Genomic DNA, 15,105 nt, shown 5'->3' on the forward strand with positions numbered 1-15,105 from the left:
GAGCATGTTCAACGAGCGCGTCGGCCGGCGCGCGGTACTGATCGGTGCCGCGGCCGCGGTGCCCGTGGTGGTCGCGGGCTGCACGATCGGCGAAACGGGTGGCTCGGGCGCGAGCGCGGGGCCGTCCGGTCCGCCCGCGGACCCGGCGGAGGTCACCGTCAGTCCCGCGGACGGTGCCACGAACGTCAGCCCGGTCGCCCCGGTCACGATCTCCATCGCCAAGGCGAAGCTGGGATCGGTCACGTTGACCGACGACAAGGGCGTCGCGGTCGAGGGTGAGCTCTCGACGGACATGCTGTCGTGGAAGCCGACGAAGCCGCTCGCCTACAACGGCGTGTACACTCTCGTCGCGAAGTACGAGACGCTCGGCCAGCCGCGCGAGAAGCGCGCGACCTTCTCCACGGTGAAGGTCGACGAGACGAACAAGACACAGCCGTACTTCGAGAACACGGGCGGGATGTCGCTGAACGACGGTGCCGTCTACGGCGTGGGGCAGGTCGCGGTCGTCCACTTCGACGAGCCGATCAAGGACCGCGCGATGGCGCAGAAGCTGCTCAAGGTCACGACGACCCCGTCGGTGCCGGGTGCCTGGATGTGGACAACCGACAAGACCGTCGCGTGGCGGCCGAAGGTCTACTACCCGGCCGGCACGAAGGTGTCGATCGAGGCGGGTGTCTTCGGCAAGGAGGTCAGCCCCGGGCTCTGGGGTGAGAAGGACGTCTCGGTCTCGTTCACCATCGGCGAGTCGCACGTGTCCATCGCCGACGACACCACCAAGCAGGTGCAGGTCTTCGTGAACGGTCAGATGGTCCGGTCGATGCCCACGTCGATGGGGCAGGGCGGCGAGCAGGTGATCAACGGCAAGACCTTCCATTTCTGGACGCAGCGCGGCGTCTACACGGTGCTGGACAAGGCGAATCCCGTGATCATGGACTCGTCCACGTACGGTCTGCCGATCAATTCGCGGCTGGGCTACAAGCAGTCGATCGGCTGGGCCACCCGGATCAGCAACGACGGCATCTACCTGCACGCGCTCGACAACATCTGGGCGCAGGGCGTGAGCAACCAGTCGCACGGCTGCCTCAACCTGAGCCCGGCCAATGCGCAGTGGTTCTTCGGGCTCTCCCAGCCGGGGGACGTGGTGGAGGTCCGCAACACCGGCGGCCCCGCGCTCGAGCAGTGGCAGAACGGCGACTGGTCCGTCCCGTGGTCCACCTGGATCGCCGGCAGCGCCGTGCCCGTCGACGGTGACGGTGTCCCGCTCGCGCCGACCTCGTCCGCCGCGCCGTCGTCGACGGTGCCGCCCACCGGCGAGCCGGGGACGAGCACGCCCGGCGGCTGATCCGCGGACTCCGCCGGCGGCCGCCGCGAGGCAGGTGTCGGTGCTTCTTCCGCGACCCACGCGATAGCTTCGTGCGTTCCGCGCCGACAGAGAGACGCAGCCGATCTCGCGACTCTCGGATCCTGACCGAGTTGGACAGCGCCGGTGGGTCGGCACGGGGCGGGATCACGCGGTTCTGTTTCGTCCCCCGCGCAGCGCCGAAAGGAGCGCCGGGCGTTAGTACCCCCATCGGACGCCCGGCGTTTCACGAGGGACGCGTTGTCCCTCACGCGGCGCCGTGTCCCCCATGTCGCGCCGCGGCGTTCGGTGTGGGAGACGCAGTCCCCCATGAGGCGCCGATTCCCTCATGCAACTCCAGATACCGTGCAGTGCAGGGCGATCCGGGAGCGTGTCCGAGTCGGTCAGAATCCGAGAGTCAGCGGATCGTCGAGTCCCCGCGTTCGTCTTCCCCCCGCCGAACCCGATCCCACGGTCCGTGTGCCGCCAGCCGTCGAGCGGCGCGGCCGACGACCACGTTCGGTGCCTACGCGGGAACGGCGGACCGTCGGCCCCGGACACCGATGGCGGCGGCCAGAAGGCACGCACCGGCGACGGCGGCGGCGAACCACGGGAAGATCGTGGCGGTGCTGTAGGTGGTGGCGAGGTAGCCGGCGATCACCGTCGGGACGCCCATCGCGAGGTACCCGAGCAGGTAGTACGCGCTCATCACCTGGCCGCGGGCGTGCGCCGGAGCGACGGCGGCCAGGTGCCGCAGCGAACCGCCGAAGGCGAGGCCGAAGGTGGCGCCGAGCAGGAGGGTGTCGACGACGATGAGCCAGGTCTGCCCGTCGCGCACGGCGAACACCGCCAGCGCGAGCGAGATCGCCAGACCGATGTCGCCGACGACGGCGGTGGGCCGCGCCGGGTAGCGGCCGCCGATGTACTGCGAGATCGCGGACGCGATGGCCATCACCGCGACGAGTCCGCCGGTGAACATCACGGAGTGGTGCCCGGTGACGTGCTGCACGAGAGCGGGATACAGGCTCAGGAACACGCCGAGCACCGACCATGCGGTGATGATCCCGATGCCGGAGAACCAGAAGTCGGAGGCGATCTCGCCCGGCACGCTGGGCCGGCTCAGCCGCACGCGGCCGCCGGTGCGCCCGCTGTGCGGCTCGATCAGCGCGATCACGCCGAGCAGGATCGCGAGCACGACGACGCCCATCGTCACGAACGGCGTGCGCAGCGGGTGCGGCGCGTACTGGGCCACCGCCGCCGCGCCGAGCGCGGTGGCGGCGATGCCCACGTTGAGCGCGACGCCGGAGAGCATGCCGTTGCGGGCACCGTCGTCCGGCCGGACGTCGAGGAGGGCGGCGCCGGCGACCACAGTGATCGAGCCGATCGCCGCGCCGTGCAGGAACCGTGCCAGGATCAGCTGCCACTCGGCTCCCGCGAAGAGGAACAACACCAGCCCGAGCAGGATCGTCGCGACCGCGACGAGCAGCACGGGCTTACGGCCGATCGCGTCGGAGATCGGCCCGACGGTGAGCGCCGCGCCGAGCGCACCGATGGCGTAGACCGCGAAGACGACCGTGGTCGACAGCGCCGACAGGTGCCATTGCTCCTGATAGAGCGGGTACAGCGGGGAGGGGAGGCCCGAGACGCCCAGCGCCAGCGCGAGGAGGGTGAGCAGGAGCGCGAAGGCCCAGCGCTGCGGGTGCGCATGGGTCGACGATGGTGCCATCTGCTCGGTGATGCTCATCGGGACGCCTCCGGTGTACGGTTGGGTTCGACGATCATCGAACCATGTCGTAGACTACACCCGGTTCGACGGAGATCAAACCATTATCTCAGGGAACGAGAACCATGAACGAGGTCACAGTCGCGTCCGGCATCGAGGTCGCCTCGCTGCACACCGTGCTCAGTGCGCTGGCCGATCCGGTGCGCCTGGAGATGGTCCGGCGCCTGCACCGCGAGCGGGGCCCCATGGCCTGTGCGGATCTGTACGACGGCGTGACCAAGGCGACGGCGAGCCACCATTTCAAGGTGCTCCGCGAGGCCGGGATCACCGGCCGCGAGGACGTGGGTGCGCACACCCGGCAGCTACTGCGGGTCGACGACGTGGAGCGCGCCTACCCCGGCCTGCTCGACTCGGTGATCAGCGCGGCCGAGCGCGAGGCGGCAGCGCCACCAGCACCAACCACAGCGTGAGCGCGAGGATCTGCGCCCGCTGCGCCAAGCCCAGGTAGAGCGCCGGTGCGAGCATCGCGAGGAGCGTCCACCCCGTCGCGAGCAGGAACGCGGCGCCGGCGCCCAGGGCGAGCCGCGCACCGTCGAACCGCCGCAGCAGGGGGCTGCGCCCGCCGGCCCCCTCCGTCCCGCGCCAGCGCGCCCAGCCGAGCACGGCGACCACACCGCCGAATCCCGCGATCCCGGAGGAGACCGCGTGCCCGAGGTGCGTGAAGGGCACCTGCCCCGCGAGCTCGCGAGCCGCGCACGCGGCGTCCGCGGTCGGGGTGCACGACAGCGGCATCAGGGCGTCGCACATGGTGGCGGCACCCAGGACGAGCAGGCCGAGCAGCGCCCCGCGGGCCGCCCACGGGGCCGGACGTGCGGCGCGCCACGCGAGGGCCGCGGCCACGACGACGGCGGTGCCGGCCAGGAGGTCCGTCGCGCGGAAGAGCTTGGCGGAGGGCTGTCCCGACGCGCCGACCTCGCTGACGAAGGAGGTCAGCGGACTCAGCTCCGAGCCGAGCACGGGCGCGATCAACCACGCCGAATAGAGCACGGCGCCACCGATCAGGATGAGGCGGGCGCGGCGCATGGGGCCAGGTTACCGTCGGCGATCGGATCTCAGCCGCGTCCCGGTTCGGCGTGCGCAGCGGATTGCGACACGGCTGTGACATTCGTGGGGCGAAACGGAGGAGAGCAGGCGACGATGGGGGAGAATGCTCGGCGTCATGTTCGCAACCACACGCCCCTGGACCGCCGCGACGACGGCCGTCGTCGCCGCGCTGGCGCTCGGCGGGCTCTATCTCGCGGTCGTCGGCACCCCGCTGGGACAGCAGGTCGACCACGAACTCATGCGGATCGTGTCCGCGGCGTTCGGGGTGGAGAACCCGGTCGAGGGCGCGCTGGGCCGCTACCAGCTCCCGATGCTCGCGGTCGGCGGTCTCCTCGTGGCCGCGGTCGTCGCGAGCCGCCGCTCGAAGACGGTCTCCGTCTCCGCCGCACTCGTCCTCACGGCGACGGTGGCGGTCGCCTTCGTCCTGAAGGCCCTGCTGGACCGCCCGTCGTTCGGCATCGGCCCGGAACTGAACTCCTTCCCGTCGAACACCGTGGCCGTGGTGGCCGCGCTGGCGGTGATCCTGGTCGGTTCGGCGGCGCGTCCCTATCGCGGCCTCGCGATCCTGATCGCGGGCAGCGCGGGCGTCGTTGTGTCCGTGCTCGTCGTCGCCCAGCAGTGGCACCGCCCGGGCGATGTCCTGGGAGCATGGTTGGTGGCGGTGGGGACCGCCGCGGTGGTCCGGGTCGGCCAGGCCGCCTGGGCCTGGACGTCCGACGTGGAAGGGGGCCTCACGGGTGGTCAGGCTGCTGCTCATCGAGGATGATCCGTCGATCGTCGGCGCCCTCGTGCTGTCGCTGGGCCGCCTCGACCACGTCGTCGAGCACCTGGGCGCCGCGACCGACGACCTCGAGCAGCGCGTCGCCGCCGTCGACGCCGTGATCCTCGACGTGGGCCTGCCCGGTGACGACGGCTTCGCCGTGTGCCGCCGGATCCGGCGTTCCAGCACGGTTCCGATCCTCATGCTCACGGCGCGCTCGGACGACATCGACACGGTCGCCGGGCTGGAGGCCGGCGCCGACGACTACGTGGTCAAACCCGTCAGTCCCCGGGTGCTCGACGCCCGGATCAAGGCCGCGCTGCGCCGCGCAGTGCCCGTCGCGCCGCCCGAAGCGGGCCCGGCACCGTCGAACGACGGTCCGCTCGTGATCGACCGGGCTGGCGCGGAGGTGCTGCGCGACGGCGTGCCCCTGCCGCTCACGCCCACCGAGAAGCGGCTGATGTACGCCTTCGCGGACCATCCGGGCCAGGTGCTCAGCCGTGAGCAGTTGCTCGCGTTGGCCTGGAACCAGGACTTCCTGGGCGATTCCCGCCTGGTGGACAACGCGATCCTGCGTTTGCGCCCGAAGATCGACTCCGACGACGGCCCCAGCCACATCGAGACCGTGCGCGGCTTCGGCTACCGGTTCCGGACGTCGCCGTGAGGCGCGTGCCATGAGGCGGGCGCCGTGCTGAAGGGCCTGCGCGCCCGGATCCTCGCGATCATCGCGGTCGTCACCTGCCTGACCGCCGGCGTCACGGGGATCGCGGTGACGGTGGTGGTGCGGGACTGGGTGTACCAGGACGCGCAGGACGCGGTGCTCACGGCCTTCCGACACGACATGCAGAGCTTCGAGGGCCGGCCGATGCGGCCCGTGCCGGGGAGCGGCGGCCAGGAGTGGGCCACGCCCTCCGAGTCCCTCGGGCTGCCGTCCGACTACGCGGTCGAGGTCGACGGCAGGACCGTCCAGGCCGGCACGGTGCGCCCGCAGGACATCCCGGCACAGATGCGCGCCGAGCTGGAGCGGGTGCCCTCCCTGTACCGCTTCCAGCGGCTCTCCGGCGGCCGGGTGCTGGTGGCGCACAGCATGAACCGGCCGAACGCCGTCGACGCCGACACCCTGGTCGTGTACAGCGTCCAGCCCCTCGACGATGTGCAGCAGCGGCTCGACCGGCTCACGCTGGTGGTGCTCGTCGCCGTGGGCGGCAGTGCGCTGCTGGGCATCCTGGTGGCATTGGTCGTGGCGCGCATCGTGATCCGGCCGCTCAGCCGGATCCAGTCGGTGGCGGCGCGGGTCACCGACGGCGACCCCGAGGCCCGTCTGCCCGGGACGACCGTCACCGAGCTGCGGGACCTGACCCAGACCTTCAACTCCATGCTGGACCGGCAGAACGAGTCGATCGACGTACTGCGCCGCCAGGACGAGCGGTCGCGGCGGTTCGTCGGCGATGTCTCGCACGAGCTGCGCAGCCCGCTCGCCGCGCTGGTCCCCGCCGCCGAGGTGCTGCGCGAGGAGGCCGCCGCGCTGGAACCCGGTCACGACCTGCGGCGCGCGTCCGAGCTGGTCGCCGCCGAGGTCGACACCCTCGCGGGCCTCGTCGACGACCTGCTGGAGATGACCCGCCTCGACGCGGGTGCGGCGGAGGTGCGGAGCGAGCCCTTCGAGCTCGTCGGGGCCCTGCGCGAGGCGCTCACCGCGCGCGGGTGGCGGTCCGTCGAGCTCGACGGTGCACCGCTCACCGTCGAATCCGACCGGCGCAGGGTGGTCGCGGTGGTGACCAATCTGGTGGGCAACGCGATCCGGCACGGGGCGCCGCCGGTGGCGGTGACCGTGGGCACCGCCCCCGGGGAGGTCGTCGTCGAGGTGCGCGATGCGGGCCCGGGCGTGCCGGAGGGCGACGCCGAGCGGGTGTTCGGACGGTTCGCCAAGGGGCAGGAGGCGCGGTCGCGGGGCGGCGGCGGGGGAGCGGGGCTCGGGCTGGCCATCGCCCGGGACAACGCGCGGCTGCTGGGCGGCGAGGTGGACTACCGCCGCGACGGCGCGACCACCGTCTTCCGGCTGCGGCTCGCCCGGTAAATTCGAGGCATGCGTGTTGCGGTGATCGACTCGGGCTTCGGGATGGTCAACTACGCCGACGCTCTCTCCCGCGTACGCCCCGACACCGAGCTCGTCCTGGCGCGCGACCCCGACAACATGCCCTACGGGCTGCTCGAACCCGCGCGGATCTCCGAGTGCGTCGTGGCGATGGCCGGCGCCGCGGCGCGCTACGACGTGGACGCCATCATCGTCGCCTGCAACACCGGCTCCATGTACGCGCTGGAAGCGGCCCGCGCCCGGTTCGAACCCGCGATCCCCGTGGTCGGGGTGGTGCCGGCCATCCGCCCGGCGGGGTCGACGGGGCGTCCCTTCGCAGTGTGGGCCACCGCGGCCGCGACGGTGAGCGATTACCAGACCTCGCTCATCGACGCCTTCGCCGACCCGGCGCTCGCGCACCGCATCCCCTGCTACGGCCTGGCCGAGGCGATCGACTCCGGCGAGCCGTCTCGCGTGGCGGCGGCGATCACGGCCGCGGCCGCCGCGACGCCCGCGGACATCGAGTCCGTGGTGCTCGGTTGCACCCATTACGGCCTGGTCAGGGAGCCGATCGTGGCCGCCCTGCGGGAACGGACGGGGCGCGACGTGGCCGTCTTCGACTCGCCGGAGCCGGTCGCGCGGCAGACACTCCGACGGCTCGGTGCCGAGCCCGGCGGACCGTCGGAACTGGGCGACGTGGTGGCCGTGCTCGAATCGGGCCGGGTCGGGACGCTGCCCGCCGCGCTGGCCGCCTACCCCGCGGGCCGGCTGCTGCTGGAGCGTTGCGCTCGCGGTGCGAAAAACACGTGACAGAAATATCGCGACGGGATATATGCATGATCGCAACTGTCCTGTTATCCTGAGAGTGCACTGACCGCAGCTGACTCGCTCGCTGCGGTCAGTAGTCATTTGCAGGGCTTTTGATCTCTCAAGTTAGCCCCGGGTCTCTCAGGTGAAAGCTCAAGCGTCTCAGTGCGTGAGAACCGGCCCTACGACGCCAGGTCCCGTCGCGATTCGGAGAACGCTGCGGCGATGAGCGCGGCCGCGGCGATCACGACCAGTGTGAGGGTGGCGCCTGTGAGCACCGTCGCTCCCGGCTGCGTCGCGACGTGCTTGAACGGCGAGACCTTCGCCACCCAGTCGGGCAGCTTGAGCACATCGGCGACCATGGTCAGCACGCACAGCGCGAGGACCACCCAGCCGACCGAGGACCAGTGCGCGGAGATCGCGCCGGCCAGGGCGGCGATCGCGGTGATCACCCAGACCGCGGGCAGGGCGCCCATGGCCGGCAGGATCAGCTGGCGCCCCGCGGTGAGCGAGACCCCGACGCCGAGGGCGAAGGTCGCGACGGAGGTCGCGATCACGGCCGCCGTCAGGTGCGAGGCGTACCAGCGCAGGCGCCGGACCGGAGCGGACAGCAGGTATTCGGCCCGGCCCGAGGTCTCCTCGGCGCACGCGGTGTTGACGATCGAGATGCCCAGCGCGGCCGTCGCCATGCCCATGATCGAGAACTCGGCGCCGAAGAACACGTCGAGCAGGCTCGAGCCGGATCCGCCCAGCCGCTCGAGCATCTCGCGCGTGCCGCTGTTGCCGGCCAGGGAGTCGATCGCGCTGCCCATGCCGCCGAAGGCGAGGCCGACGGCGAGGAAGCCGACGCTCCAGCCGACCACCTGACCCCGGTGCAGCCGCCACGTCAGCGCCGGGACGGTGCCGAGCAGGGCCCCGGCGCGGGCCTTTCCGCGGCCCACGGGGATGAGCCCGGCGCCCAGGTCGCGCTGCGCGGCGAGCCGCAGCGCCACCGCGGCGAACGCCACCGACAGCGCCAGCAGCAGCAGGATCGGCCACGGCCGGTCCTCGGCGAAGGGCCGGATCTGCTGCGCCCAGCCCAGCGGGGAGAGCCAGGACGCCCAGCCGGGCTCGGCCGGCAGCGCACCGTCGGTCCGGATGACGGAGACGTCGCCGACGGCCCGGAGCAGGTAGGCGGCGCCGAGGCCCACGGCGAACAGCCCGCGGGCCGCCCGGGCGCCCTCCGTGAGTTGCGCGCAGAGCAGTGCCCATGTCGCGAACACGATGCCCGTGAACGCCCACAGCGCACCGAAGTTCAGGCTGCCGCGCGCGTCCGCACCCATGCCGATCAGGACCAGCGCGCTGAGCACGCCGATCGCCAGGCTCAGCGCGATGGACTCGACGAGCGCGGCGATCGGGGGAGCGGTGCGGTCGATCGCGGAGGCGCCCAGCATCTCCCGGCGGCCGGACTCCTCGTCGGCGCGGGTGTGCCGGATCACGAGCAGGCCGGTGAGCAGGCCCAGCGCGGCCGCCATCATGACGACCATCTTGATCATCCCGACGGCGCCCACGGTCGCCGAGTACACGGGGCCGAACATGGCGACGAGGGAGGGGTTCTCGCTCGCGGCGCGCGCCGCCGATCGCAGGGACTCGGGGTCGGCGTAGTTGGTCTTCGCCGTCGAGTACGCCGACGCGGCCATGGCCACGTACAGCAACAGCCACACCACCAGTTGGATGCGGTCGCGCCGCAGCACCAGTCGGAGAGTGGGGGCCAGGCCCGTCATCGCACGGCCGCCGCGGTGTCGTAGTGCCGCAGGAACAGTTCCTCGAGCGTGGGCGGGCGGCTCGTCAGCGACGTGGGGCCGGCGGCCGCGACCTCTCCGAGAACCCGGCCCAGATCGCGGGATTCGACGCTGAACGAGATCCGGTCACCGTCGGTCTGCAGGTCGTGCACCGTCGGATCGCCGGACAGGTCGACGGTCCGCGTGAGGGTCGCCTCGACGCGCGTGCGGGACAGGTGCCGGAGCGAGGCCAGGGAACCGGTCTCGACGGTCGCACCGTCCTTGATGATGGTGACCGTGTCGGCCACCCGGTCCACCTCGGACAGGATGTGGCTGGAGAGCAGGATCGAGGTGCCCGCGGCCTTCGCCTCGGTGAGGCACTGCGTGAACACCTCCTCCATGAGCGGGTCGAGGCCGGAGGTCGGTTCGTCGAGGATCATGAGCTCGGCCCGAGCAGCGAACGCCGCGACGAGCGCGACCTTCTGCCGATTGCCCTTGCTGTAGGTGCGCGCCTTCTTAGCGGGGTCGAGGGCGAACCGCTCGATGAGCTCGGCGCGGCGGGCCTCGTCGAGGCCGCCCCGGAGTCGGCCCATCAGGTCGATGATCTCGCCGCCGGAGAGGTTGGGCCACAGGGTGACATCGCCGGGGACGTACGCGAGGCGACGGTGCAGTTCGGGCGCCTGCCGCCACGGGTCGCCGCCCAGCAGTTCGACGGTGCCCGAGGTCTTCTTCAGGAGCCCCAACAGGATTCGAATCGTGGTGGATTTGCCGGCGCCGTTGGGTCCGAGGAAGGCGTGCACCTCGCCGGGGGTCACGGTCAGGTCGAGTCCGTTGAGGGCATGGGCGCTGCCGAAGGTCTTGGTGAGGCCCTCGGCGCGGATGACGTCGGATGTCATGGTGCTGACGCTACGCGGGTTTCACAAATTTGTGAAGTGTTAAAAATTCGTATAATCTGCGCGATATGGACGCGCCGAACTTCGTGGAGAACATGGCCGCCGCGTTCGTGGAAGCCGGGATGCAGCGGATGGCCTCCCGCGTGTTCGCCGCGGTCCTGACCTCGCCAGAGGCCGCACTGACCCCGTCGCAGATCGCTGCGCAGCTGCAGGTGTCCGCGGGTGCGGTGTCCGGCGCGGTGGGGTACCTCGAGCAGACGTCCATGATCCGGCGCACCCACGTCCCGGGGTCGCGGCACAGCCTGATCACGCTCGGCGACGACATCTGGTACGAGGCCTTCGCCTCCCGCAACCCGATCCTGGAGCGGTGGCGCGAGGTGGCGATCGAGGGCATCGAGGAACTCCCCGCGGGTGGTCCCGCCGCGGAGCGCTTGTCCGTGATGCGGGACTTCTTCGACTTCATGATCACCGAGCTCCCCGAAATGATGGAGCGCTGGCGGCAGGTGCGGCAGGACAAGCACGGGTACTGAGCTGTGGGACACCGGACCAGGTCCATCGGGGTATCGCGGCCGCTGACTGGCACCGCACCGGCTCGCCTGCTGAGCGATCTATTCCAAGACTTCCGGATATTGATCGAGCAGGCTCCCGACAGTGATGGGAATCATGCCGGATCGATCTCCCGCTTCCCGAGTCGCTGCAACGGTAGCGCGGACGCCTTGGAACGGGTGATTTCGGATTGCGCGTAGGATGAATTCGCGGTGTCGGACATCGCTCGCTTGGTAGAAGTGGACCATCGCTTGGAACACCTCCCATGCGTCCAGTCTGCCATTGATGCAGATCTCGCGATTGAGTCCGAATACGTCGATCGACGTAGTGCCTCTCGCGGTAATGCCGACGTATCGTCCGGTGGTTAGTGAAAGCCTGAGGTGGTTTGTCGGATCATCCACAGTGGGATCGATTAGGAGGGGACGGCCGCCCGGACCGAGTGGAAACACGTCGCGTTTAAAGTTGCTGTTGCATCGCTCGCAGGCAAGCAGGAGGTTCTCCCATGCGAAGCAGGCTCCGGGATAGTGCACTTTCGGCCGGAAATGATCGATGTGGCTTGCCTGGCCGTCCTCGCAGTACATGCAGCGTTCGTACCCCGAGCACATCTCTGCGAGCCGTTCGCGAACATTCGAGGCTGCCTGCGTGCGACTGAATGTCTTCCATTGCGTTCCCGTAACTTTGGCGGGTTCCGTCGCGGAATCGACCTTACGTTGGTTCTCTGCCATCCGAGTGACCGTGCGGGGGAGCAGGCCGAGCCGCTCCAAGCTGATCATCCGTTACTCGCCTGGAGTGCTCGGGCGACCGCCTGCGCCCGTTCGGACTGGGTGTGCGGAAGCTCTCGCCGGAGACTGGCGATCTCTGCCTGCTCGCTCTTTGTGAGATCACGGTCCATTGCGATGGATTCGAGGTCGGCCAGCCGTTCTCGTACGGAGGTCGCATCTTCTGAAAGGACGTGGTCGAGCCCGAACATATCGGACATCACGGCATCGTCGAGTGTTCCGCGGACAACACGATTGAACTGTTCGCCCGTCACAATCTGCGCGGCGGGTCCGTCCTCCCAGGCTGGGCTGAGTCGGACGAGACCGCCTTCGTCCACCGCTTGGCAAATGAACGGGCTGTGTGTCGTAACGATGAATTGGATCTGAGGGAAGTGGCTCTTGAGCCAGAAGCCGATCCGCTTCTGCCACTCAACGTGCAGGTGCACATCGACCTCATCGATAAGGACGACACCACTGTTGAGGATTTGCAGATCGCCGTCCTTCTCGTCCCACCACACGTCGCCGTGGGCAGCGTCGAGTTGCTTGATGATGTCGAGCACGAGACCGGCGACGGTACGGTAGCCATCGCTGAGCTCGGTGAGTTTGAGATCGTGCCCCTCCGGTGTTGATACCCAGAGGCCATCGGAGTCGAACTTCCGTACCCGGACTCCCTCGGGTAGGAGTCCGTCGTCCAGGACTTGGAGCAGTAGATTCTCAATACCTTCTGCGCCCGGACGGTTCTCCAGCCTGCGGAGGTATATCTCCTTCAGCCATTGAATCGCTTCAGACAGTGACGCGTCCTCGCGGAACAGGCTCGCCAGTGCGGGTGGGCGTCCAGGAGACATCATCAAGCGTTGTGCGTCCGTTGGTGCCGGCGACAGTCGCCGGAAAGGGCCGTACCCGGCGATGAACCAACCCTGTGGATTCGAGGACCACGGCCCGCGCTCGGGGTCCCATCCTGTGCCCGCCACGTATGCTCCGACGGTGGGTTCAGGGCCACCGTCGCGTGACCAGCTGAGGCCAGTCCATGTGTCTTTGGTCGGGCGGCGGCCTGGGCCGGTCAGTCGGTCATACTCGGTGTCGAACTCGAGCCGGACGCCCGCACGTGCGGTGTTCTCGCCGACGCGGATCCAGTCGGCGAACGATCCCGCGAGGACCCGAGAGGCGGTAGGCCCAACCACAGCGGATGCGACCGCGCGGAGGAAGGTGGACTTGCCTGCCCCGTTTCGTCCCGCAATCACAATCCACTGAGGTACGTCGCCGCCGTCATCGAAGACGAGGTCGGTGGCGTCGTCGCCCGTGGGGAATCCTCGGATTCCCTCGATCGTGATCTGGGTGATCTTCACACTGTTCAGGGTAGTCGACCGTGTCGCTTGGGCGCAGTGGTCAACAAGGGCGCGATCATATTCGGCGGCGGGGGCGGGAAACTGGAATCCTGGAGGGGTCGCACGTCCTCGCCACGAAGGAGTCCCCCTCATGACCGCACCCACCCCGCCCGGCGGGACCTTCGATCTGGGCGGTGACCTCACGGTCACCCGCTTCGGCTACGGCGCGATGCAGCTGGCCGGCCCGGGCGTCTTCGGCCCGCCGGCCGACCGTGAGGCCGCGATCGAGGTCCTGCACGACGTGATCGACCTCGGCATCACGCACATCGACACCAGCGACTACTACGGGCCGTTCGTCACCAACGAGATCATCCGCGAGGCGCTGCATCCCTACCCGGACTCGCTGCACATCGTCACCAAGGTCGGGGCCCGCCGCGATGCCACGGGCGGCTGGCCGCCGGCCCTCGAGCCGGACGATCTGCGCCGCGCCGTCGACGAGAACCTCGAGCGGCTCGGGCTCGACGCGATCGACGTGGTGAATCTCCGCGTCGGCGATTTCGACACGCCCGCTCCCGGCTCGATCGCGGAGCCCTTCACCGTGCTCGCCGAACTGCAGCAGCAGGGGCTGATCCGACACCTCGGCATCAGCACGGTGACCGCCGAGCAGGTGCGTGAGGCGCAGTCGATCGCGCCGGTCGCGTGTGTCCAGAACTTCTACAACATCGCGCACCGCGTGGACGACGAGCTCGTGGATTCGCTGGCGGCGCAGGGGATCGCGTACGTGCCGTACTTCCCGCTGGGCGGGTTCAGCCCGCTGCAGTCCGACGCGCTGAACGCCGTCGCCGCGCGGCTGGAGGCCACCCCGATGGCCGTCGCACTGGCCTGGCTCCTGCAGCGCTCGCCCAACATCCTGCTCATCCCCGGGACATCGTCGGTGGTGCACCTGCGCGAGAACTACGCCGGCGCCGCGCTGGAACTCCCGGGAGACGCCCTCGCCGAGCTGAACGCCATCGGCGCCCAGTAGGTGTGTGTGATCGACCCCGCTGAGCGGGGTCGATCACACAGAAGCTCAGTAGTTCCGCGGCCCCGTCTCGTACCGGCCGTCGGCGACCAGCCCCGTGACGGCGACGACGGCGATCGGGGTCACGCAGAGGATCGCGACGAGCACGTAGAGCTGCATGACCGCCGCCGCCACGGGCGAGGCACCGCCGAGCACCATGCCCACGAAGGCGCCCGGGATCGTCACCAGCCCGACGGTCCGCGTCTGGTCCAGCGCGGGGATCAGCGCGGTCGCCGCGGCGGAGCGGGTCAGGTCGAGACGGATGAACATCGGGTCCAGCCCCAGCGACAGGCCCGCCTCGAGCTCGCCGCGCCGCGCGGCGAGCTCCTCCAGCGCGCGCTTGCCCGCCAACCCCGCCGCGGCCATCGCCGCCCCGATCGCGCTGCCCGCCACGGGAATCACGGCGATCCCGCGCGCCGGAAGCACGCCGGAGAGGATCAGCGCGACCGTCAGGACGGCTGCCGGGCCGGCGACGGTCACCGTCGTCACCGCGAACTCGGACCAGCGGGGCCGGCGCCCCACGATGCGTCCCGCCGCGGTCCAGCCCGCCGTGCACCCCATCAGCACGGTGAACGCCGCCGTGAACCACAGGCTCCGCACGATCAGGCTCAGCGCCGTGCCCAGGACGGCCAGCTGCAGGGTGGCCCGCGCCGCGGCGCCGAGTACCGCCGGCCCGTAGCCGGTGCGCCCGAGCCAGGCCACTGCGGCGCCCGTCAGCGCGAGGGCCACGAGCGCGACGGCGAGGCCCGGCCCGACGCTCAGCAGCTCGCCCGGATCACTACCACCGGTCACGTGCAGGAAACCTAGTCGAAACACGCTGCCCGCGGCGATGTGACTGCGGATTCCCGCAGGTCACGGCCGGTAAGGATGGCCTTTCATTTGGTGATCCGGGCGGGGGAAACTACAGTTTTACGTACAGCCAACGATGCCTGAGGCGAGCCGTGTCCGATGGATGC

Annotated in this window: 15 protein-coding genes; 8 read left to right on the forward strand and 7 right to left on the reverse strand. The window is 70.0% G+C overall.

The genetic code is table 11. The annotated features are described in order from the left end of the window. The first annotated feature begins 4 nt into the window (after positions 1–4). On the forward strand, positions 5–1,342 hold the full coding sequence (locus ABZX10_RS18175; RefSeq protein ID WP_355543117.1) for an Ig-like domain-containing protein: 1,338 nt from the start codon (positions 5–7) through the stop codon (positions 1,340–1,342). Between the two features lie 523 nt (positions 1,343–1,865). Here ABZX10_RS18175 and ABZX10_RS18180 read toward each other — a convergent pair. Next, a complete protein-coding gene (locus ABZX10_RS18180; protein WP_355542938.1) occupies positions 1,866–3,083 on the reverse strand; it encodes an MFS transporter in 1,218 nt (405 codons plus the stop codon). Positions 3,084–3,187: 104 nt separating this feature from the next. Between ABZX10_RS18180 and ABZX10_RS18185 the strand changes: the two genes are divergently transcribed. After that, a complete protein-coding gene (locus tag ABZX10_RS18185) occupies positions 3,188–3,532 on the forward strand; it encodes a helix-turn-helix domain-containing protein (RefSeq protein ID WP_355542941.1) in 345 nt (114 codons plus the stop codon). Here ABZX10_RS18185 and ABZX10_RS18190 read toward each other — a convergent pair. Continuing rightward, entirely contained in the window at positions 3,480–4,145 is a 666-nt protein-coding gene (locus tag ABZX10_RS18190) for a DUF998 domain-containing protein (RefSeq protein WP_355542944.1), read from the reverse strand. The genes ABZX10_RS18185 and ABZX10_RS18190 overlap by 53 nt on opposite strands. Positions 4,146–4,281: 136 nt before the next feature. Here ABZX10_RS18190 and ABZX10_RS18195 point away from each other — a divergent pair, with 136 nt between their 5' ends. The 4 genes from ABZX10_RS18195 to ABZX10_RS18210 are packed head-to-tail and all read left to right on the forward strand — an operon-like array spanning position 4,282 to position 7,810. Beyond that, positions 4,282–4,932, forward strand: coding sequence for a hypothetical protein (locus ABZX10_RS18195; protein WP_355542947.1), 651 nt, complete (start codon positions 4,282–4,284; stop codon positions 4,930–4,932). Further along, positions 4,904–5,590, forward strand: a complete 687-nt coding sequence (locus tag ABZX10_RS18200; RefSeq protein WP_355542950.1) for a response regulator transcription factor — start codon at positions 4,904–4,906, stop codon at positions 5,588–5,590. Before ABZX10_RS18195 ends, ABZX10_RS18200 begins: the two co-directional genes overlap by 29 nt. Before the next feature lie 24 nt (positions 5,591–5,614). Further along, positions 5,615–7,003, forward strand: coding sequence for an ATP-binding protein (locus ABZX10_RS18205; RefSeq protein WP_355542953.1), 1,389 nt, complete (start codon positions 5,615–5,617; stop codon positions 7,001–7,003). 9 nt (positions 7,004–7,012) lie between these two features. Further along, positions 7,013–7,810 carry an aspartate/glutamate racemase family protein gene (locus tag ABZX10_RS18210; RefSeq protein WP_355542956.1) on the forward strand — a complete coding sequence of 266 codons (798 nt, stop codon included), beginning with the start codon at positions 7,013–7,015 and terminating at the stop codon, positions 7,808–7,810. A 179-nt stretch (positions 7,811–7,989) separates the two neighbouring features. On the opposite strand, the gene ABZX10_RS18215 is transcribed toward ABZX10_RS18210, so the two are convergent. Both ABZX10_RS18215 and ABZX10_RS18220 read right to left on the reverse strand, forming a co-directional pair. After that, on the reverse strand, positions 7,990–9,570 hold the full coding sequence (locus tag ABZX10_RS18215; RefSeq protein ID WP_355542959.1) for a hypothetical protein: 1,581 nt from the start codon (positions 9,568–9,570) through the stop codon (positions 7,990–7,992). Then, complete coding sequence (locus ABZX10_RS18220; RefSeq protein WP_355542962.1) at positions 9,567–10,463, reverse strand: ABC transporter ATP-binding protein; 897 nt, start codon at positions 10,461–10,463, stop codon at positions 9,567–9,569. The genes ABZX10_RS18215 and ABZX10_RS18220 overlap by 4 nt, the downstream gene beginning before the upstream one ends. A 65-nt stretch (positions 10,464–10,528) precedes the next feature. Here ABZX10_RS18220 and ABZX10_RS18225 point away from each other — a divergent pair, with 65 nt between their 5' ends. Beyond that, positions 10,529–10,990 carry a MarR family transcriptional regulator gene (locus ABZX10_RS18225; protein ID WP_068573562.1) on the forward strand — a complete coding sequence of 154 codons (462 nt, stop codon included), beginning with the start codon at positions 10,529–10,531 and terminating at the stop codon, positions 10,988–10,990. Positions 10,991–11,068: 78 nt separating this feature from the next. Here the strand turns inward: ABZX10_RS18225 and ABZX10_RS18230 are convergent, their stop codons facing one another. Both ABZX10_RS18230 and ABZX10_RS18235 read right to left on the reverse strand, forming a co-directional pair. Then, positions 11,069–11,731 carry an HNH endonuclease gene (locus ABZX10_RS18230; protein WP_355542966.1) on the reverse strand — a complete coding sequence of 221 codons (663 nt, stop codon included), beginning with the start codon at positions 11,729–11,731 and terminating at the stop codon, positions 11,069–11,071. Between the two features lie 44 nt (positions 11,732–11,775). Continuing rightward, positions 11,776–13,110, reverse strand: coding sequence for an AAA family ATPase (locus tag ABZX10_RS18235; protein WP_355542969.1), 1,335 nt, complete (start codon positions 13,108–13,110; stop codon positions 11,776–11,778). A 130-nt stretch (positions 13,111–13,240) separates the two neighbouring features. On the opposite strand from ABZX10_RS18235, the gene ABZX10_RS18240 reads away from it, so the two are divergent. Continuing rightward, on the forward strand, positions 13,241–14,113 hold the full coding sequence (locus ABZX10_RS18240; protein WP_355542972.1) for an aldo/keto reductase family oxidoreductase: 873 nt from the start codon (positions 13,241–13,243) through the stop codon (positions 14,111–14,113). 45 nt (positions 14,114–14,158) lie between these two features. Here the strand turns inward: ABZX10_RS18240 and ABZX10_RS18245 are convergent, their stop codons facing one another. Then, positions 14,159–14,941 (reverse strand): ABC transporter permease, encoded by a 783-nt coding sequence (locus tag ABZX10_RS18245; protein WP_355542975.1) that lies wholly within the window; start codon positions 14,939–14,941, stop codon positions 14,159–14,161. Positions 14,942–15,105 lie beyond the last annotated feature (164 nt).

The organism is Tsukamurella sp. NPDC003166, from assembly GCF_040611135.1.
In the GTDB taxonomy this organism is placed as follows: domain Bacteria; phylum Actinomycetota; class Actinomycetes; order Mycobacteriales; family Mycobacteriaceae; genus Tsukamurella.